Annotated in this window: 13 protein-coding genes and 6 tRNA genes; 10 read left to right on the top strand and 9 right to left on the bottom strand. The window is 73.1% G+C overall.

Annotated features, from left to right (window positions below; translation table 11 throughout):
* Positions 1–378: 378 nt before the first annotated feature.
* A complete protein-coding gene (gene bldC, locus ACFWU6_RS24350) occupies positions 379–585 on the top strand; it encodes a developmental transcriptional regulator BldC (protein WP_003949541.1) in 207 nt (68 codons plus the stop codon).
* A gap of 629 nt (positions 586–1,214) precedes the next feature.
* Here bldC and ACFWU6_RS24345 read toward each other — a convergent pair.
* From ACFWU6_RS24345 to ACFWU6_RS24325, 5 genes are all read right to left on the bottom strand, one after another.
* Positions 1,215–1,288, bottom strand: a tRNA-Asp gene (locus ACFWU6_RS24345).
* A gap of 70 nt (positions 1,289–1,358) precedes the next feature.
* Positions 1,359–5,291, bottom strand: coding sequence for an ATP-dependent RNA helicase HrpA (gene hrpA, locus ACFWU6_RS24340; protein WP_383805466.1), 3,933 nt, complete (start codon positions 5,289–5,291; stop codon positions 1,359–1,361).
* 206 nt (positions 5,292–5,497) lie between these two features.
* A tRNA-Phe gene (locus ACFWU6_RS24335) sits at positions 5,498–5,574 on the bottom strand.
* A 22-nt stretch (positions 5,575–5,596) separates the two neighbouring features.
* Positions 5,597–5,670: transfer RNA gene (locus ACFWU6_RS24330), tRNA-Asp, on the bottom strand.
* Between the two features lie 39 nt (positions 5,671–5,709).
* Positions 5,710–5,782: transfer RNA gene (locus tag ACFWU6_RS24325), tRNA-Glu, on the bottom strand.
* 103 nt (positions 5,783–5,885) lie between these two features.
* On the opposite strand from ACFWU6_RS24325, the gene ACFWU6_RS24320 reads away from it, so the two are divergent.
* The 9 genes from ACFWU6_RS24320 (at position 5,886) to ACFWU6_RS24280 (ending at position 13,678) form a co-directional block, all read left to right on the top strand.
* Positions 5,886–6,236 carry a metallopeptidase family protein gene (locus tag ACFWU6_RS24320; RefSeq protein ID WP_030012899.1) on the top strand — a complete coding sequence of 117 codons (351 nt, stop codon included), beginning with the start codon at positions 5,886–5,888 and terminating at the stop codon, positions 6,234–6,236.
* 47 nt (positions 6,237–6,283) lie between these two features.
* On the top strand, positions 6,284–6,700 hold the full coding sequence (locus tag ACFWU6_RS24315; RefSeq protein WP_383805468.1) for a CrcB family protein: 417 nt from the start codon (positions 6,284–6,286) through the stop codon (positions 6,698–6,700).
* The gene (gene crcB / locus ACFWU6_RS24310) at positions 6,697–7,071 is read left to right on the top strand and encodes a fluoride efflux transporter CrcB (RefSeq protein WP_383805470.1); all 375 of its coding nucleotides are present in this window, start codon (positions 6,697–6,699) and stop codon (positions 7,069–7,071) included. The genes ACFWU6_RS24315 and crcB overlap by 4 nt, the downstream gene beginning before the upstream one ends.
* A gap of 156 nt (positions 7,072–7,227) precedes the next feature.
* Positions 7,228–7,752 carry a hypothetical protein gene (locus ACFWU6_RS24305; protein WP_383983030.1) on the top strand — a complete coding sequence of 175 codons (525 nt, stop codon included), beginning with the start codon at positions 7,228–7,230 and terminating at the stop codon, positions 7,750–7,752.
* Positions 7,753–8,010: 258 nt separating this feature from the next.
* Entirely contained in the window at positions 8,011–10,278 is a 2,268-nt protein-coding gene (locus ACFWU6_RS24300) for a DEAD/DEAH box helicase (protein WP_383983028.1), read from the top strand.
* A gap of 160 nt (positions 10,279–10,438) precedes the next feature.
* Positions 10,439–10,511: transfer RNA gene (locus ACFWU6_RS24295), tRNA-Lys, on the top strand.
* Positions 10,512–10,890: 379 nt separating this feature from the next.
* Positions 10,891–10,964: transfer RNA gene (locus tag ACFWU6_RS24290), tRNA-Met, on the top strand.
* A 179-nt stretch (positions 10,965–11,143) separates the two neighbouring features.
* Entirely contained in the window at positions 11,144–12,319 is a 1,176-nt protein-coding gene (locus ACFWU6_RS24285; RefSeq protein WP_383983026.1) for a PP2C family protein-serine/threonine phosphatase, read from the top strand.
* A gap of 288 nt (positions 12,320–12,607) precedes the next feature.
* Positions 12,608–13,678, top strand: a complete 1,071-nt coding sequence (locus ACFWU6_RS24280; RefSeq protein WP_383983024.1) for a M23 family metallopeptidase — start codon at positions 12,608–12,610, stop codon at positions 13,676–13,678.
* Here the strand turns inward: ACFWU6_RS24280 and ACFWU6_RS24275 are convergent.
* The 4 genes from ACFWU6_RS24275 to ACFWU6_RS24260 all read right to left on the bottom strand — a co-directional run bounded on the left by ACFWU6_RS24275 (position 13,675) and on the right by ACFWU6_RS24260 (position 18,860).
* Positions 13,675–15,015, bottom strand: a complete 1,341-nt coding sequence (locus ACFWU6_RS24275) for a PrsW family intramembrane metalloprotease (RefSeq protein WP_383805480.1) — start codon at positions 15,013–15,015, stop codon at positions 13,675–13,677. The genes ACFWU6_RS24280 and ACFWU6_RS24275 overlap by 4 nt on opposite strands.
* A gap of 43 nt (positions 15,016–15,058) precedes the next feature.
* Positions 15,059–15,871: a tRNA (guanosine(46)-N7)-methyltransferase TrmB gene (gene trmB, locus ACFWU6_RS24270; protein WP_383983022.1), complete on the bottom strand. Its 813-nt coding sequence runs from the start codon at positions 15,869–15,871 to the stop codon at positions 15,059–15,061.
* Between the two features lie 90 nt (positions 15,872–15,961).
* Entirely contained in the window at positions 15,962–17,197 is a 1,236-nt protein-coding gene (gene lhgO, locus ACFWU6_RS24265) for an L-2-hydroxyglutarate oxidase (RefSeq protein ID WP_383805484.1), read from the bottom strand.
* A gap of 19 nt (positions 17,198–17,216) precedes the next feature.
* Positions 17,217–18,860, bottom strand: a complete 1,644-nt coding sequence (locus ACFWU6_RS24260) for a sporulation protein (protein ID WP_383983020.1) — start codon at positions 18,858–18,860, stop codon at positions 17,217–17,219.
* Positions 18,861–19,128 lie beyond the last annotated feature (268 nt).

The raw sequence follows: 19,128 nt of genomic DNA, 5'->3' as shown, positions 1-19,128 counted from the left end.
CCTTCCCCTACCCTCGTGCCAAAATAGGACAAGGAGTCCGGGGAGGGTTCCTTCCGTCCAACTACGGGCGGAATGCTCGGCATTGCGCTCTACGGGGGGTCTGACGACTCCTGATCGCTCTGTGACTGATCGTCACAGTGGGGTGACTGTCCGTTATGGGGCGGTCCATCGGCTTCCGCCGCTGATGAACACCTCGGAGGGCAATTCCATCGGTTTGGCCCTTGGGGCTGGACGGATGGTGTAGTTGTAGTGCCGAGGACAAGCCGTTCGTCCTATAACCGACTCGGCCCGCGTATGTCCATTTCGGGCAACGCGGGCCAAGGTGCAGAATTTAGAGGAAAGAACCGAGATGGTTCGGTTCTCCCGAGGAGGCCGCTCATGACCGCTCGCACCCCTGATGCCGAGCCGCTGCTGACCCCGGCTGAGGTCGCCACGATGTTCCGCGTGGACCCGAAGACGGTCACCCGCTGGGCCAAGGCTGGCAAGCTCACGTCCATCCGCACCCTGGGTGGACACCGCCGTTACCGCGAGGCCGAGGTCCGCGCACTGCTTGCGGGAATTCCGCAGCAGCGCAGCGAGGCCTGAGGTTCCGCAGCACCCCGTTTCAACGGGTCGAATTCGGGTCCCCCAATCCGATGAAACCCACATTGCTTCATGCGGCCGAACCTGCCCCAACAGGTTCACCGGTCGTCGGTCGCGCTGGACTCCGCCGGGTCCAGCGCGATCTTTTTTATGCCCAGGTCAGGGCGGATCGGGCGGAGCCGGTGGCGCTTGCGGCGTGAGGTGCCATTGCACATATTAAATCGAGGCGGCGTAGGGGTGCGATAAAAGTACCCGTCTCAGAAACTCGTACGGTGACTCCCGTCACAGGTGATCACTCTTGTACATCCGGCAACACGCCCCGTAAGGGGGACGGTCCCGGCGGAGCGACTCATGCGAACGGGCGATTCTGCCGCCGCGCGGCCCGCTCGCACGCCCAGGAGGCCCAGCAGCCCCTCCACGCCCCTGCGGGCACCCCGGGGCGTTCCTGCCGGTGGGCGCGCTCCCGCGGCGCCCCAGGGGGCCGTGGGCCGCCCGGGCCGGGCGGGAGGGGCGCGGGGGAGGCAAGGGAAGGCGAGGGGCGGAGGGCGCGTAGCCCGCATCCCCCGGGGCGTGGAGCCCGCCAACGCGTCAGGGCCCGCATCCCCTGGGGGATGCGGGCCCTGACGTTTCTGCGAACCTGACGGGACTTGAACCCGCGACCTCCACCTTGACAGGGTGGCGAGCTAACCAACTGCTCCACAGGTCCTTGATTTGCTGCCGTTCAACCGGCTGCGAATCAGACTGTACAACAGCTCAGGGGGTGCAGTCGAACCCGCTCACGGGGCCGCGGCGTCCACCGCCTTCACGATCCGCTTGTCGGAGACCGGATACGCCGTGCCGAGCGCGTGGGCGAAGTAGCTGACCCGCAGCTCCTCGATCATCCAGCGGATGTCCGTGACCGCGGCCGGGACCGGCCGGCCCTTGGGCAGCTGCTCCAGCAGCCAGGCGTACTCGTCCTGCATCTCGTGGACCTTCTGCATGCGCGTGGTGTCGCGCTGGACGCCCGTCGGCATCTGCTGGAGCCGCCGGTCCGCCGCCACCAGGTAGCGCATCAGGTCGCCCAGGCGGCGCAACCCGGTGAGCGTCACGAAGCCGGCCGGCACGAGGGCCGCCAGCTGTGTCCTCACGTCCTGGAGGTTCGCGGCCAGGGCCGGGCTGCTCGTGGCCTTCAGGCGGCGCTCGCAGGCCTGCCAGGCGGCCAGCACCTGCTGGACCTGCTGCACCGTGCGCACGGTCGTGTCCACGAGGTCTGCCCGGACCGCCTCGTAGAGCCTGCGGAAGGCCGCCTCGTCCCAGGCCGGGCCGCCGTGGTCGGCGATCAGCCTGTCCGCCGCCGCGGTCGCGCAGTCGTCGAACAGCGCCTGGATGGAGCCGTGCGGGTTCCGGGACAGGGCCAGCTTCTGCTGGTTGGTCAGGTGGTCGGAGGCGAACTTCGCCGGGTTCACCGGGATGTTCAGCAGGATGAGCCGCCTGGTCCCCAGCCACATCGCCTGCTGCTGCTCGGCCTCGGTGTCGAAGAGGCGTACGCAGACGCTCGTCCCCTCGTCCACCAGCGCCGGGTACGCCTTCACCGGCTGGCCCGCCCGCCGGGTCTCGAAGACCTTGCTCAGCGTGCCGATGGTCCAGTCGGTCAGCCCCGAGCGCTCCACGGACTCGCCGCCCGCCCGCTCCGCGGTGGCCGCGGCGGCCTGGGAGAGCGCCTGGCGGGCCTTGGGCCGCAGCCGCAGCCGCAGCGCCTCCAGGTCCTTGTCCTCGGCGAGGTTCCTGCGGCGCTCGTCGACGATACGGAACGTGATCTTCAGGTGGTCCGGGATGCGGCTCAGGTCGAAGTCCTCGGGGGCGACCGGGACCCCCACCATCCGCTGGAGCTCGCGCGCCAGGGTCACGTGCAGCGGCTCCTGCAGCGGCACGGCGGTCGCCAGGAAGCGGCCCGCGAAGTTCGGCGCGGGCACGTAGTGGCGGCGGATCGGCTTCGGCAGCGAGCGGATCAGCTCGGTGACGACCTCCTCCCGCAGGCCCGGGATCTGCCAGTCGAAGCCCTCGTCGGTGACCTGGTTCAGCACGTGCAGCGGGACGTGCACGGTCACGCCGTCCGCGTCCGCGCCCGGCTCGAACTGGTAGGTCACCCGGAACTTCAGCGGCCCCTGGTGCCAGGAGTCCGGATAGTCGGCCTTGGTGACCCCGGCCGCCTTCTCCGTCAGCAGCATCTCGCGCTCGAAGTCGAGGAGTTCGGGCTCCTCGCGCTTCTTGTGCTTCCACCAGGAGTCGAAGTGCGCCCCCGACACCACGTGCTCGGGAATCCGCTGGTCGTAGAAGTCGAAGAGCGTCTCGTCGTCCACCACGATGTCGCGGCGCCGCGCCCGGTTCTCCAGCTCCTCCACCTCGGTGAGGAGCCTGCGGTTGTCGGCGTAGAACTTGTGGTGGGTCTTCCAGTCGCCCTCGACCAGCGCGTTGCGGATGAACAGCTCGCGCGAGACCTCGGGATCGATCCGGCCGTAGTTGATCTTCCGCTGCGCGACGATCGGCACGCCGTACAGCGTGACCTTCTCGTACGCCATGACGGCCGCCTGGTCCTTCTCCCAGTGCGGCTCGCTGTACGTGCGCTTGACCAGGTGCTGCGCGAGCGGCTCGACCCACTCCGGCTCCACCTTGGCGTTGACCCGGGCCCACAGCCGCGAGGTCTCCACGAGCTCCGCCGACATCAGGAACCTCGGCTGCTTCTTGAACAGCGCGGAGCCCGGGAAGACCGCGAACTTGGCGGACCGCGCCCCCAGGTACTCGTTCTTCTCGGTGTCCTTCAGGCCGATGTGCGAGAGCAGGCCGGCCAGCAGCGAGACGTGGATGCTCGTCTCGGGGGCGTCGGCCTCGTTGACGTGGATCCCCATGCCCTTGGCGACCGTGCGCAGCTGCGAGTAGATGTCCTGCCACTCCCGGATGCGCAGGAAGTTCAGGTACTCCTGCTTGCACATCCGGCGGAAGGAGGAGGAGCCGCGCTCCTTCTGCTGCTCCCGGACGTAGCGCCACATGTTCAGGAAGGCCAGGAAGTCGCTGGTCTCGTCCTTGAACCGGGCGTGGTTCTGGTCGGCCTGGGTCTGCTTGTCCGAGGGGCGCTCGCGCGGGTCCTGGATCGACAGCGCGGCCGCGATGACCATGACCTCGCGCACGCAGTTGTTCTTGTCGGCCTCCACGACCATGCGGGCGAGGCGCGGGTCCACGGGCAGCTGGGACAGCTGGCGGCCCATGGGCGTGAGGCGCTTGGCGTGGTCCTTCTCGGTCGGGTCCAGCGCGCCGAGCTCCTGGAGGAGCTGGACGCCGTCCCGGATGTTGCGGTGGTCCGGCGGGTCGATGAAGGGGAACTTCTCGATCTCGCCCAGGCCGGCCGCGGTCATCTGGAGGATCACGGAGGCCAGGTTGGTCCGCAGGATCTCGGCGTCGGTGAACTCCGGACGGGAGAGGAAGTCGTCCTCGGAGTAGAGCCGGATGCAGACGCCGTCGCTGGTGCGGCCGCAGCGGCCCTTGCGCTGGTTGGCGCTGGCCTGCGAGATCCGCTCGATGGGCAGGCGCTGCACCTTGGTGCGGTGGCTGTAGCGGGAGATCCGGGCGTTGCCCGGGTCGATCACGTACTTGATGCCGGGGACGGTCAGCGAGGTCTCGGCGACGTTCGTCGCGAGGACGATCCGGCGGCCGGTGTGCTGCTGGAACACCCGGTGCTGCTCCGCGTGCGAGAGCCGCGCGTAGAGGGGGAGGACCTCGGTGGAGCGGAGGTTGCGCTTGTTCAGGGCGTCGGCGGTGTCGCGGATCTCCCGCTCGCCGGACAGGAAGACCAGGATGTCGCCCGGCCCCTCGGACTGGAGTTCGTCCACGGCCTCGCAGATCGCGGTGATCTGGTCGCGGTCGCTGTCGGCGGCGTCGTCGGCCTCCTCTTCGAGCAGCGGCCGGTAGCGGACCTCGACGGGGTACGTCCGCCCGCTGACCTCGACGACGGGCGCGTCGCCGAAGTGCCGGGAGAACCGCTGCGGGTCGATGGTCGCCGAGGTGATGATCACCTTGAGGTCGGGGCGCTTGGGCAGCAGCGTGGCGAGGTAGCCGAGCAGGAAGTCGATGTTCAGCGACCGCTCGTGGGCCTCGTCGATGATGATCGTGTCGTACGCGCGCAGCTCGCGGTCCGTCTGGATCTCGGCGAGCAGGATGCCGTCCGTCATCAGCTTCACGAAGGTCGCGTCCTGGTTCACCTGGTCGGTGAACCGGACCTTCCAGCCGACCGTCTGGCCGATCTCGGACTTCAGCTCCTCGGCGATCCGCTCGGCGACCGTGCGGGCCGCGATCCGGCGGGGCTGGGTGTGCCCGATCATGCCCCGGACGCCGCGGCCCAGCTCCATGCAGATCTTGGGGATCTGCGTGGTCTTGCCGGAGCCGGTCTCGCCCGCGACGATCACGACCTGGTGGTCGCGTATCGCCTCGGCGATCTCGTCCTTCTTCTGGCTGACGGGCAGGTTCTCGGGATACGTGACCTCCGGCATCCGCGAGGCGCGCCCGGCCAGTCGCTCGGCGGCCTTCGCGGCCTCCGCGGCGATCTCGTCGAGCACGGCCTGCTTGGCCTCGGGCTTGCGGATACGGCGGGCGCCTTCGAGGCGGCGGCCGAGGCGGTGCGCGTCACGGAGGGAGATCTCACCGAGAAGCGTCTGCAGGGCGGCGAAGGAAGTAGACATACCTGGTCGAGGATCTCACCCGGGGGCGCCGGGTGGCGAACGCATTTGTGCCCCTGCCCGTACCATTTCGGGACGATTGCCCCGGTTGTGCCGTGAGAGGCGGCCCACCTTGCGGTCGGGGGACGGCGCAGTGGCGCCGCCGGACGCGGGCGGCCGCCGAGGGGGGGGTAACGCGGAAGGCCCCGTCCGGGGACGGGGCCTTCTTGTGGTGGCTGGGGCCGGGGTCGAACCGGCGACCTATCGCTTTTCAGGCGATCGCTCGTACCAACTGAGCTACCCAGCCACGAAGCCGTTGCCGGCTTCAGCGAACCTGACGGGACTTGAACCCGCGACCTCCACCTTGACAGGGTGGCGAGCTAACCAACTGCTCCACAGGTCCTTGCATTGTGCGAGAACAAGTCTCGCACATGGTGTTGCGTACCCCCAACGGGATTCGAACCCGTGCTACCGCCTTGAAAGGGCGGCGTCCTGGGCCACTAGACGATGAGGGCTAAAGGCCCGCCGGGCACTTCTCAGCGCGTCGGGGACGTGAGAAGCATATGGGATGCGGGGAGCTATCGCCAAAACGGTTTCCTCCGGAGGGAGAATGGCCCGGTGCTGGAGATGACGCGCGAGGAGTTCGAAGAGCTCGTCGCAGAGGCCCTGGACCGCATCCCGCCCGAGCTGACGCGGCTGATGGACAACGTGGCGGTGTTCGTCGAGGACGAACCTCCCGCGGACGATCCCGAGCTGCTCGGCCTGTACGAGGGGACCCCGCTGACGGACCGCGGCGAGTGGTACGCCGGAGTGCTGCCCGACCGGATCACCATCTACCGCAATCCCACGTTGCGGATGTGCGAGGACCGGGAGAGCGTGGTCGCCGAGACGGAGGTCACCGTGGTGCACGAGATCGCCCACCACTTCGGGATCGACGACGAGCGGCTGCACGCCCTGGGCTACGGGTGACGGGGCGGGCCCCGGGAGGGCCGGTCGGACCGGACGCCGGCCCGGGCGTGCCCGCCCGGCCCGCCGAGCCGCAGGGCCGGGTGCTCGCGGCGGTGGCGGCCGGCGGCGCGGTCGGGGCCTCGGCGCGGTACGCGGTCGCCCTGCTGTGGCCGGCCGGGCCCGGGGCCTTCCCGTGGGCCACTTTCTGGATCAACACGGCGGGCTGCGCCCTGATCGGCGTGCTGATGGTGCTGGTCGCCGAGGGCGGCCGCACGGCGCACCCGCTGGTGCGGCCCTTCGCGGGCGTGGGGGTCCTCGGCGGATTCACCACCTTCTCCGCCTACGCGCTGGACTTCTCTCGGCTGCTGGACGAGGAGGAGGCCGCCGCCGCGCTGGCCTACGGCGGGCTCACGGTCGCGGCCGCGCTGGGCGCGGTGTGGGCGGCGGCCTCGGCGACCCGCCGTGCGGTGCGGGGGCGCGGGTGAACTGGCTGCTGGTGGTGGCGGGGGCGGTCGTCGGGGCGCCGCTGCGGTACCTGACGGACCGGGCGGTGCAGGCGCGGCTCGACTCGCCCTTCCCCTGGGGCACGCTCACGGTGAACGCGGCCGCCTGCCTCGCGCTGGGCGCGCTGGCGGGCGCCGCGTCGGCGGGTGCCTCCTCGTCGCGGCTGGAGCTGCTGCTGGGGACCGGGCTGTGCGGCGCGCTGAGCACGTATTCGGCCTTCTCGTACGAGACCCTGCGGCTGGCCGAGCGCGGCCGGGTCCTGCTGGCCGCGGTGAACGTGGTGGCCTCGGTCCTGGTGGGGCTGGGCGCGGTCCGCCTCGGCTCGCAGGCGGCGCGGCAGCTGCTCGCCTGAGGGGCCCCGGCGCGGGCGCGGCGGCGGGGGCGCGCGCGGAGCCGGTGTCCGCCGGGGCGTGTCCCTTGCGGGTCGAAGGGAGTTGGGCACATTGACCCGCTCATGCAGACCGCTCGTCCCCCGTCCCCCGTGCCCCGGAGGTGCCCCGTGCGCCAGTTGTCCGCTCCCCTCCGCCTGGCCGCCGCCGCGCTCGCGGTCGCGGCCTCGGCGGGCTGCATGAGTGTCGGTGAGGACGCCGCCAAGCCCGGGCCCTCCTCCTCCGCCGACCGCGGCGGTGCGCCGGCCGGAGCCGCGGCCGGGTCCGGCCGCGGCTCCGGGGCGCACGGCGGCGGGCACGGCGCCAAGGACGGTACGGGGAACCAGGGCGGCAAGCCCAAGGAGGACGGCAAGGCCTCCGGCGCGACCGGGGCCACCCCCAGTCCGGGCGGGCCGAGCAACCCGCCGGGTGCGCCCTCCCCGTCGGCGGGCCCGGGCGGAGGCGCGGGCGGCCAGGGCGCCCAACAGCCCCCGCCGGGCGGGTCCGCGGGGGCCGGCGGGCCGGGCGGCGGCCACCACCCGCCGCCGAGCGCGACCCCGGAGCCCCCGGCGCCGACGCCTCCTGTGACGGAACCCACTCCGCAGCCGCCGGACCCCTCGCCCCCGGAGCCGCCGGCCGAAACGCCCCCCGCCGGGCAGCCCTAGCTTCGGCAGCGACCGCGCACACCGGTCCGGCCTCCGGTATCGCCGCAGGTCAGAGGGGGTCCGGGTGGGGTAACTTGCCAGACCCGGGGGAGGGTGCGTATGGTTATAGATCGTTTGATCCCATTGCCCGGCGCCGAATCCGAAGAGCGCCGTGTGGCGCGTACTCTCCCAAGCCGTGGCTGACCGCATTGAGGCGGTCGATTTGCGATTCACGGAGTTTGGGCGCGTGCCGAGACTCCGGAAGGTTTCGCATTTCGTATGTCCATTTCCAGTTCTGACCGTTCCGTCATGCCCGAGAACGACTCCAACGAGATCGTCGACGCCGAGGCCCTTGTGGTCACCGAGGCCATTGAGGCCATCGAGGCGGACGAGATCATCGAGGCCCTCGAGGCCGACGTGAACACCGACGAGTTCTTCGAGGACTCCGCCGCCGGCTTCGACGACGAGGCGGAGGCCGACGCCGACGCCGAGCCCACGATCACCTTCAGCGACCTCGGTCTGCCGGACGGCATCGTGCGCAAGCTCGCCCAGAACGGCGTCACCGCCCCCTTCCCGATCCAGGCCGCGACCATCCCGGACGCCCTGGCCGGCAAGGACATCCTCGGCCGAGGCCGCACCGGCTCCGGCAAGACCCTCTCCTTCGGTCTGCCGACCCTGGCCTCGCTGGCCGGCGGCCACACCGAGAAGAAGAAGCCCCGCGCGATCATCCTCACGCCGACGCGTGAGCTCGCGATGCAGGTTGCGGACGCCCTCCAGCCCTACGGCGACGTCCTCGGCCTGAAGATGAAGGTCGTCTGCGGCGGTACCTCCATGAGCAACCAGATCTTCGCTCTGGAGCGCGGTGTCGACGTCCTCGTCGCCACCCCGGGCCGTCTGCGCGACATCATCAACCGCGGTGCCTGCTCCCTGGCGAACGTCCAGGTCGCGGTTCTCGACGAGGCCGACCAGATGGCCGACCTGGGCTTCCTGCCCGAGGTCACCGAGCTGCTCGACCAGATCCCCGGCGGCGGCCAGCGCATGCTCTTCTCCGCCACCATGGAGAACGAGATCGGCACCCTGGTCAAGCGCTACCTGACCGACCCGGTGACGCACGAGGTCGACAGCGCCCAGGGCAACGTCACGACCATGACGCACCACGTCCTCGTCGTGAAGCCGAAGGACAAGGCGCCGGTCACCTCCGCCATCGCCGCCCGCAAGGGCCGCACGATCATCTTCGTCCGCACCCAGCTGGGCGCCGACCGCATCGCCGAGCAGCTCGTCGAGTCCGGCGTGAAGGCCGACGCGCTGCACGGCGGCATGACGCAGGGTGCCCGTACCCGCGTCCTCGCCGACTTCAAGGACGGCTACGTCAACGCGCTCGTCGCCACCGACGTCGCCGCCCGCGGCATCCACGTCGACGGCATCGACCTGGTCCTGAACGTGGACCCGGCCGGCGACCACAAGGACTACCTGCACCGCTCGGGCCGTACCGCCCGCGCCGGCAAGTCCGGTGTGGTCGTGTCGCTGGCGCTTCCGCACCAGCGCCGCCAGATCTTCCGCCTGATGGAGGACGCGGGCGTCGACGCCACGCGTCACATCGTCCAGGGCGTCGGCGCCTTCGACCCGGAGGTCGCCGAGATCACCGGTGCCCGTTCGCTGACCGAGGTCCAGGCCGACTCCGCGAACAACGCCGCCAAGCAGGCCGAGCGCGAGGTCGCCGAGCTGACCAAGCAGCTCGAGCGCCTGTCGCGCCGTGCCATCGAGCTGCGCGAGGAGGCCGACCGCCTCGTCGCCCGCTCCGCCCGTGAGCGCGGTGAGGACCCGGAGGCTGCCGTCGCCGAGGTGGCCGAGGCCGCCGAGGCCGAGGTCGCGGCTGCCGCCGCTGCCGCTGCCGCCGAACTGGCCGCGCAGGAGCGTCGCGAGGAGCAGCGCGCCCAGCGCGACGACCGCGGCAACTTCGAGCGTCGCGACAACCGCGGCGGCGACCGCGGTGGCGACCGTGGCGGCTTCCGCTCCGGTGGCGACCGCGACAACCGCGGTGGCGACCGTGGCGGTGACCGTGGCGGCTTCCGCCGCGACGACCGTGGCGGCCGTCCGTCCGGCGGCTTCAACCGCGATGACCGCGGTGGCGACCGTGGCGGCTTCCGCTCGGGCGGCGACCGTCCGTCCGGTGGTGGCTTCCGCTCCGGTGGCGAGCGTCCCGCCGGTGGCGGCTTCCGCCGCGACGACCGTCCCTCGGGCGGCTTCAACCGCGACGACCGCGGTGGCGACCGTGGCGGCTTCCGCCGCGACGACCGCCCGTCCTCCGGTGGTGGCTTCAACCGTGACGACCGTCCGTCCTCCGGCGGTTTCCGCTCCGGTGGCGACCGTCCCACCGGTGGCGGCTTCCGCCGCGACGACCGCCCGTCCGGTGGCTTCCGCGCCGGCGGCGCCGGCGACCGCCCGTACGGCCGCCGCGACGACCAGCGCCCGTCCGGTTCCGGTTCGACCGGCTCCTTCGGCGGCGGCCGCCGCGAGGACAAGCCGCGCTGGAAGCGCAACGGCTGATACCGGCTGACCTGATTGCCTGACAGGGCCCCCACGACACCGTCGTGGGGGCCCTGTTGCGCGTCCCGCAGCGCCCGGCCGGACCCACGACAGGCCGGTCGCCCGATACCCGATCGGCTGACCGGCGGTCTCCGGCTATGCTCTGGGGTGAGCGCGTGGAGGGCCATTAGCTCAATTGGCAGAGCAGCGGACTTTTAATCCGTTGGTTGTCGGTTCGAGTCCGACATGGCCTACGGCTTGAGGAGCGCCCCGCCCGGTTCCGACCGGGCGGGGCGCTCCGTCGTTTCCGGGCAGCCGATGGGCGCGGCGCCCCTGCCCTCCCGGACGCCCGCTGCCCCGCCTCCCGCACGCCCGTAGCCCCGGCCCTGCCCCGGCCACGGCCCCCGCCCCCCGCCTCCCGCGGCCTCGGAGTCCGTTGCCCGGCGCGCGGCCCAACTCGGCTGCCGTGGAACGGGGTTCCGCGCCGGCCCGGGGCCCCGGGGAGGTGTCCCGCACTTCCGCTCCCGAGGTCAGTTACAGGGCTCTGACCTGCGGTGATACCTCTCGTGGAGGTGGCCGGGAGGTTAATTGGCGGAGGCCTCCCCCCGGATGGCGTAGAGTTGTGTCTACCGACGCGGGGTGGAGCAGCTCGGTAGCTCGCTGGGCTCATAACCCAGAGGTCGTAGGTTCAAATCCTGCCCCCGCTACTCAGTACGAAGGCCCGGTTCCCTTGGGAACCGGGCCTTCGTCGTGTCCGCCCCCGGTCCTGCCCTCACCCGTTCGGCCACCGCCGGGTCGCCCGGTGCCCGCCCGGGGCGACAGCCTTGGGGGGCGGAGCCGCAGCAGGCCCGCACCCGTGCGAGCGACCGGGCGGCAGGAGAGCAGCGTGGCGGGGCTGGGGCAGCGGGACAGGGACGAGCGCACGGGCGGCGCTGGGACCCGTGCGGCCCGCCGGGTGGTCCGGGTCCTGCCGGGCGCGCTGATCGCCGTCGGGCTGTGCTTCGACGTACTGACCCCGCCCAGCTTCACCGGATCGCCCTTCTTCTCCGCGGCCCCGCTGATCGCCGCCCCGCTGTTCAGCTTCCGGGCCACGGCCCTGACCGGGGCGCTGGCCTCGCTCGCGGTGGTCCTGCTGCACCTCTACAACGGCACCACCTGGAAGGTCGAGGCGCTGACCGAGCTGGCGACCGTCGTGACCGTGTCCGGGCTGGCGCTCCTGACCAACGGCGTGGTGCGGCGCAGTGGCGAGCAGCTCGCCTCGGCGCGCGGGATCGCCGAGGCCGCCCAGCGCGCCGTGCTGCCGACGCCGGCGGATCGGATCGGCGGTCTGGACGTCGCCGCCTGGTACGAGGCCGCGCAGGCCGACGCGTTCATCGGCGGGGACCTGTACGCCGTCCAGGACACCCCGTACGGCGTGCGGCTGGCGGTGGGGGACGTACGGGGCAAGGGGCTGGGCGCGGTGGAGACGGTGGCCGTGATGCTCGGGGCCTTCCGGGAGGCCGCGGAGACCGAACCGACGCTGGAGGGCGTCGCGCAGCGGCTGGAGCGGGCGCTGGCCCGGGAGGGCACCCGGCGCGACAGCCTGGACGCGGTGGAGGGCTTCACCACGTGCGTGCTCGGCGAGGTCCCGCCCGGGGCGGGGGTGCTGCGGCTGGTCAACCGGGGGCATCCCGAGCCGCTGCTGCTGCACGGGGACGGCGCGCTGGCCGTCCTCGCCCCGCTGGAGACGGCGTTGCCGCTCGGCATGGGGGCGCTGGGGGCCTGGCCGGACCGGGCCGAGGAGTGGGCCTTCCCGGCGGGGGCCACGCTGCTGCTGTACACGGACGGGCTGACCGAGGCCCGGGACCGGTCGGGGGCCTTCTACGATCCGGCGGACCGGCTGCGCGGGCGGGTCTTCCCGGGGCCGGACGCGCTGCTGAGCGCGCTCAGCAGCGATGTGCGACGACATACGGGCGGCGGGGCGACGGACGACATGGCGCTGCTGGCGGTGGGCCGGCCGGGGACGGGGCAGCCGGAGCGGCGGCGGACCGTGCCGGTGGTCCCCCGCGACGGCGCCGCGTGACGGCACGTGTCCGAAAGGACGCACTCCGCAATGCATATGACGCCCCGTCATGGCGCGCCTGTGGCCGAAGAGGAGGGGGCGCCGGTCGATTTTTGCCCCTGTTGATCCGCGTCTGGCGGGACAAGTGCTGGCCAAAGCTGTTCGATGAGTGGCCGATTGGTGCGAACGGTCAATCGCAACAGCTTGGAATCACTCCCCTGTGTCTATTACCGTTCGATAACGCAGTGCGGTCGTCCCAGCCGTCGCAAGAGACGGCGCCGTGCGTGCGCCCCTGAGGAGTGTGCCCCGGTGGCCTCCAACGTGCCTGCCCCTGAAGGCATCGAGATCCAGGAGCCGCCCACGGCCGGCGCCTGGGGCGAGTGGAACCCCACCGAGGACTCGGTCCGCCCGGTCCGCGGCAAGCACCGGGTGGCCAGGCAGCGCGGAGGACTCGCCCGCAGCTCCACCGTGCTCGGTGTCGGCGTCATCGCGGCGGTCGGCGCGGGCGGCATCGCCACCGCGCAGGACCGCCCGCAGGTCGCGATATCCCTGCCCTCCCTGCCCGACCTGATGGGCGGGAGCCCCTCCGGGGGCGACGGCCCGGCCGGCTCCGGGGACGCGGGCGCAGGCGACGCCGTGCGGAACGCGGACGGCGGTTCGGGGCAGGCGGCCGGCGCGGTCGCCGGGGGCGGGATCATCCCGCGCCAGGCCGATCGCCAGGCGGACGCCGGCGAGGTGCTGCGCAGCCGCATCCTCCAGCAGGCGGAGTCCCAGCAGGACGCCGCCCGGGCCCGGGTCCAGGCCGAGGCCGAGCGGATCGCGCGGGAGGCCGCCGCCCAGGAGGCCAGGGGCAGCAGGGAGGAGGCCCGCAAGGTCGCCGAGGAGGCGGCCGCGGAAGCCGAGGCGAAGACCGCCCGGGAGGCGGAGGAGGCCCGCAGGGCCGCCGAGGCGAAGGCCGAACAGGAGCGCGCCGCCAAAACGGCCGGCGGCTACTCCCTGCCCACCTCGGCCTACACCCTCACCTCGCGCTACGGCGCCGCCGGTTCCATGTGGTCCTCCGGACACCACACCGGCCTCGACTTCGCCGCCCCGACCGGCACCCCGGCGAAGGCCGTCGCCGCCGGGAAGATCGTCTCGGCGGGCTGGTCCGGGGCGTACGGCTACCGGATCGTGCTGGAGCTGGAGGACGGCACGGAGGTCTGGTACTGCCACCTGTCCTCGATGTCGATCACCTCGGGGCCGGTGGGAGCGGGCGAGACGATCGGCCGCGTCGGCGCCACCGGCAACGTCACCGGCCCCCATCTCCACCTGGAGGTACGCAAGGGCGGCTCGACGGTGGACCCGATGGCCTGGCTGAACTCCAAGGGCCTGAGCGTCTAGTGCTGTGACCGGACGGGTCCACCCGGGAGCCCCTCGGCCCGAGAGCCCCCGGAGCCCCGGGTGCCCCGGGGTCCCCTGGGGGCGGGCACGCCGGCCGGCGCCGCCCCGCCGGACGCCGCCGCCGGGCCGGGCCCGGCGAAGGGGTCGAACCACGGCGGCAGCAGATCCTCCATGACCGCCGCCCGGGCCAGCGCGGGCCCCGCCGTCGCCCGCCGCAGCCACAGCCGCTGCAGCAGCTCCCTCTCCCGGCGGGCGAAGTCCGGCTCTCCCGGCGGCCCGCCGCGGCGTGCCCCGTTCCGCAGCAGCGCCAGGGCGGCCGCGTCCGCCTCGTACCGCGCGACCGTCCGGGCGGCGGGCCGGCCCCCGCTGCGCCGCGCCAGGGCGCGGGCCAGCGACCGGGCGGGCATCGAGGCCAGCGCCGGCACCTCGGCCGGACCGAGCCAGCCCGCGGCCGCGTACACGGCGAGTTCGCCCGCGACGGCCCGCAGGCGCCGCCGCCGTATCCGCACGGCCAGCCACACCAGCAGTCCGAACGCCGGGACCATCACGCACCCGTAGACCACGTAGAAGCCGTACTCCCCGAATTGCGAGGAGCCGTTCCACAGCGCGTGCAGGCCCATGGCCGCCGCCAGGCCGAGCAGGGGCAGGCCGATCCGGGGCGCGCGGCGGGAGGCGCGGGCGGCCGCGCCGAAGCCGAGCCCGGTGAGGACGGTGAACAGCGGGTGCGCGAACGGCGACATCACCATGCGGACGAAGAACGTCGCCGCGGTGACCGAGTCCAGCACCGGGGCGCCTTGGAGGAGGTCCTCGTCGAAGGCGTTGCCGAGGTAGAGGATGTTCTCGGTGAAGGCGAACCCGGTGGCGGTGAAGCCGGCCGCCACGAAACCGTCGGCGGGCCCGGTGAAATGGCGTCTGCGGAACACGAACACCAGCAGCAGGGCGGCCGCCTTGGCGCTCTCCTCGACCACCGGGGCGATCGCGACCGAGCCGAGCTGGTCGGCGTCGCCGGGGTCGGCGGTGGCCGCGGCGACCCACCGGGTGGCGAAGCTGTTGGCCAGTATGGCGATCAGCGCCGCCGTGCAGGCGCCCCAGCCGAAGCAGAACAGCAGTTGGTGCCGGGGGGCGGGCGCGGCCCGGCCCAGCCACCGGAAGGCCGCCACGAGCGGCGGTACGGGGACCAGGGCCAGGCCGAGGCCCACGAGGAAACCGGGGGTGCCGGTCTGCTCCCGCACGAGTTCGAGGATCGCGATGCCCGTGGCGCCGAGCAGGACGACGACCACGCACGTGCGGACCGCGCCCGACGGACGTGCGAGCACACGGGGGAGCGCTCGGAACACACCATGACCCTACCGAGTCGCTCGGACACGGGCGGTGACGTTGTCAGTTCTCCGTGCGACGGAAGAGCAAGTCGTGTACCAGGTGGCCCTTGTCGAGGCCCTGGCCCTCGAAGCGGGTGAGCGGGCGGAAGTCGGGGCGGGGCGCGTACCCGCCGTCCGCCCGGGTGTTCTCGAAGTCCGGGTGCGCGGTGAGGACTTCGAGCATCTGCTCGGCGTACGGCTCCCAGTCGGTCGCGCAGTGCAGTACGGCTCCGGGGGCGAGCCGGGAGGCGGCCAGGGTGAGGAACTCCGGCTGGATCAGCCGGCGCTTGTGGTGGCGGGCCTTGGGCCAGGGGTCGGGGAAGTACACGCGGATGCCGGCCAGGGACTCGGGCGGCAGCATCTCGCGGAGCAGGATGATGGCGTCGCCGTTGGCCACACGGACGTTGGTCATGCCGCCCCGCTCGGCCAGGGCCAGGAGGTTGCCCTGGCCGGGGGTGTGGACGTCGGCGGCGAGGATTCCGGTGCCGGGGTCGGCGGCGGCCATCTGCGCGGTGGCCTCGCCCATGCCGAAGCCGATCTCCAGGACGACGGGGAGGCCGCCGAAGAGGGCCTTGAGGTCGAGGACCTCGTGGCCGTCGATGTCCAGGCCCCAGGTGCCCCACAGGCGCTTGAGGGCTTCGCCCTGGCCGGTGGTGACCCGGCTGCGGCGGGGCTGGAAGCTGCGGATCCGCCGCTCGTGGTGCGAGCCGGCCGGGTCCGGCGAGGGGCCGTCGGGGAAGCGGGGCTCGGTCCGCCACTTGGGCGGCACGTACGCGTCCGCCTCCGGCGCGGGGTCCGGACGGTGGGACGGCTGGGAATTCAGGGACTCAGGCACAATGCGCTGATTCTACGACGGGGGCCGGAACGGACCGCCGCGACGATGCGGGGCGGTCGGCCCCGCCGTCTTCGCCCGGGGACGGGCGGGTCAGGCCGAGCCGAGGGTGCGAAGGGTGCGGGTGGCGATCTCGCGGCCGATCGGGAGCGACGCGGTCGCCGCGGGCGACGGGGCGTTCAGGACGTGCACCGTGCGCGGGGCGTCCCGGATCAGGAAGTCGTCCACCAGCGTGCCGTCCCGCAGGACCGCCTGCGCACGGACCCCGGCCCCCGAGGGCCGGAGGTCCGCCGGGGTGACGGCCGGCAGCAGGCGGCGTACCGCCCGGGTGAAGGCCTGCTTCGACAGCGAGCGGCGGATCTCGCCCGCCCCGTACCGCCAGTGCCGGGCGGCCATCCGCCAGGAGCCCGGCCAGGCCAGCTCCCCGGCCAGGTCCGCGGGCCGGACGGTGCCCCAGTCGTAGCCCTCGCGGGCCAGCGCCGGCACGGCGTTCGGGCCGACGTGGACGCCGCCGCCGATGCCCCGGGTCAGGTGCACCCCGAGGAAGGGGAAGGCCGGGTCCGGCACCGGGTAGACCAGGCCGCGGACCAGGTCCGGTCGGGTGAGGTCGTAGTACTCGCCGCGGAAGGGGATGATCCGCATGCCCGGGTCGTCCCCGGCCAGCCGGGCGATCCGGTCGCACTGCAGGCCCGCGCAGTTCACCAGGACGCGGGCCCGGACCACCAGGCCCGCGGTGGTGCGGACCGCGACGGCGGACGGGCGCCGGGAGATCAGGTCGACCGCGCCGCCGTAGACGATCTCCGCGCCCGAGGACTCCGCCAGCTGGGCCGCGACCCGGCCGTAGTCCACGATCCCGGTGCTGCCGACGTGGATCGCGGCCAGCCCGCGGACCTCCGGCTCGTACTCCGTGATCTGGGCCGGGCCCAGCTCGCGCACCGGGATGCCGTTCTTCCGGCCGCGCTGGACCAGGGCGTGCAGCCGCGGCAGCTCCTCGCGCTCGGTGGCGACGATCAGCTTGCCGGTCACCTCGTGCGGGATGCCGTGCTCCGCGCAGAACTTGACCATCTCGGCGGCGCCGCGCACCGCGAAGCGCGCCTTCAGCGACCCGGGGCGGTAGTAGATGCCGCTGTGGATCACCCCGCTGTTGCGCCCCGTCTGGTGCCGGGCGGGCCCGGCCTCCTTCTCCAGGACGACCACGCGGGTCCCCGGAGCCAGGCGCGACAGGGCGTGCGCCGTCGCCAGGCCGACGATCCCGCCGCCGATCACCAGCACATCGCAGTCCACGCCGCCGCCCACCACGCTGACACCTCCCACCCCTGCATACTGCACCCCGGCACCGACAACACGACTACGCGGGGGCCACCAGCAGCGGGCGGGCCCGCTCGCGCAGCTCCGCGACCCGCGGCTCGTCCCCGTACGGCTCGAGGCGGTGCAGCAGGTCCCGTACGTACTCGGTCGTGCGCGCGGAGGAGATCCGGCCCGCCACCTCCACCGCGCGGGTCCCCGCCGCGCACGCCGCGTCCAGATTCCCCGATTCCAGCTCGGCAACCGCACTCACGACCAGCCGCAGCCCGTGCGAGCGCACGTACTCCTCGGTCGGCCGGGAGAGGGCCTGCTCGGTGAAGCGCCGCACCTGCCGGGGGAGTCTGAGGTCCCGGTAGCATTCCGCCGCATCCGCCGCGAACCGGTCGTACGAATAGAAACCGAGCCAGACCGGATCGGGGTCCCCCTCCCGGGAGCGCTCCAGCCAGCCCTCCGCCGCCCGCAGCGCCGCCCCGGCGGCGGCCGGATCGCCCGCCTTCGCGTGGGCGCGGGCCTCGACGAGCCGGAAGAAGCTCATGGTGCGGGCGGTGGCCAGGCCCCGGTTGCGCTCGACCGCGGCCTGCGCGAGGTCCACGCCCTCGTCCGGGAAGTCCCGGTAGGTCGCCTGGAGGGACATGGAGGCCAGGACGTATCCGCCGAGCGGGACGTCCCCGGCCGCGCGGGCCAGCCGCAGCGCCTGGATGTAGTAGCGCTGGGCCGCCTCCTGCTGGCCGGTGTCGAAGGCCATCCACCCGGCCAGCCGGGTCAGTTCGGCGGTCGCCCCGAACAGCGCACGGCCCACCTCGTCGGTGTACGAGCCCAGCAGCAGCGGCGCCGCGTCCACCCGCAGGCACTCGGGGACCATCGACGAACGCCAGTCGCCGCCGCCGTACTTGGAGTCCCAGCGGCGCGCGTCGTCGGCGGCCTCGCGCAGCTTCGCCACGTCGCTGTGGCCCACGCGCTGCGGCGCGGGGTCCGCGGCCGGCTGCTGCGGGGAGGGCTGCTGCGGTACGGGCTGCTGCGGTACGGGGGCCTGTGCCGCGGGGCCCTGTCGGCCTGCGGCCGGTCCCGGTGCCGGTGTCGCCGGTCCCGGGGGCGCCGGGGGTGCGCCGGGCGCGGTGGGCGTGGTGGGCGCACCCGGTGCCGCGGACGCTGCGGGTGCGCCGGATGTGCCGGGGGCCTTGGCGGCCGGAGGTCCGGTGACCCGCGCCGCCGGCTCCCGTGCCACCGAGCCGTCGGCGGGGGATATCAGCCACCGCGAGGCGGGCGTCGCGTACGCCGAGACGGAGAAGGAGCCCGCGAGCGACTGCCAGATCCCGCCACCGCCGCGCCGACCGGCGAGGTCCAGCCGGTAAAGGTCGGTGGCCGAGCGCACCGCCGCGCCCACGTCGCGCGGGAAGGCCAGGCCCACCTCGGGCGCGGGGTCGGCGTCCGCCAGCCCGATCTCGTGCAGCGGGACCGGTCGCCCCAGCTTCGAGCCGATCGCGGCCGCGATCAGATGCGGGGCCGCCCCCTGCGGGACCATCCCCTTCGACACCCACCGGGCCACCGACGTCTTGTCGTACCGAAGCGTCAGGCCGCGCTGCGCGCCGAGGTCGTTGACCCGCCGGGCCAGCCCGGCGTTGCTGATGCCCGCAAGGGCGAGGACGGCGCCGAGTTTCTCATTGGGCTCGCGGAGCTCCCTGGACATGCGCCACCCCTCGTCACACGCGGAACGCAGACGCCGCCGGGGCATAGGCGCCCGGCATTTCGTAAACCCAGCGTAGTTCCCCGCCTCCCAAGCGTTAAGGCCCCTCCTTCCCTATGGCGGGATTGTTGTCCGTTCGCACAGTCGGACCCGGACCGCACCCGGGGCGTGCGTCTCCCGTCGTGCTCCGTCCGTGTGGCCGTGCGCCCGCCCGTGCGCTCTGGCCGGTCCGGGAGCCCGGCGATTCGATGTGCGGTGCGTGGGTCGGCCC

The organism is Streptomyces sp. NPDC058674, from assembly GCF_042716505.1.
In the GTDB taxonomy this organism is placed as follows: domain Bacteria; phylum Actinomycetota; class Actinomycetes; order Streptomycetales; family Streptomycetaceae; genus Streptomyces.
Note: the sequence above shows the minus strand (reverse complement) of the source record. Positions and strands in the feature narration are given on the sequence as shown.

What these genes read in the sequence shown, in the direction of transcription:
- bldC (WP_003949541.1), top strand. Translation starts at nt 379, where the DNA reads ATGACCGCTCGCACCCCTGATGCCGAGCCGCTGCTGACCCCGGCTGAG.
- hrpA (WP_383805466.1), bottom strand. Translation starts at nt 5,291, where the DNA reads ATGTCTACTTCCTTCGCCGCCCTGCAGACGCTTCTCGGTGAGATCTCC.
- ACFWU6_RS24300 (WP_383983028.1), top strand. Translation starts at nt 8,011, where the DNA reads ATGTCCATTTCCAGTTCTGACCGTTCCGTCATGCCCGAGAACGACTCC.
- ACFWU6_RS24260 (WP_383983020.1), bottom strand. Translation starts at nt 18,860, where the DNA reads ATGTCCAGGGAGCTCCGCGAGCCCAATGAGAAACTCGGCGCCGTCCTC.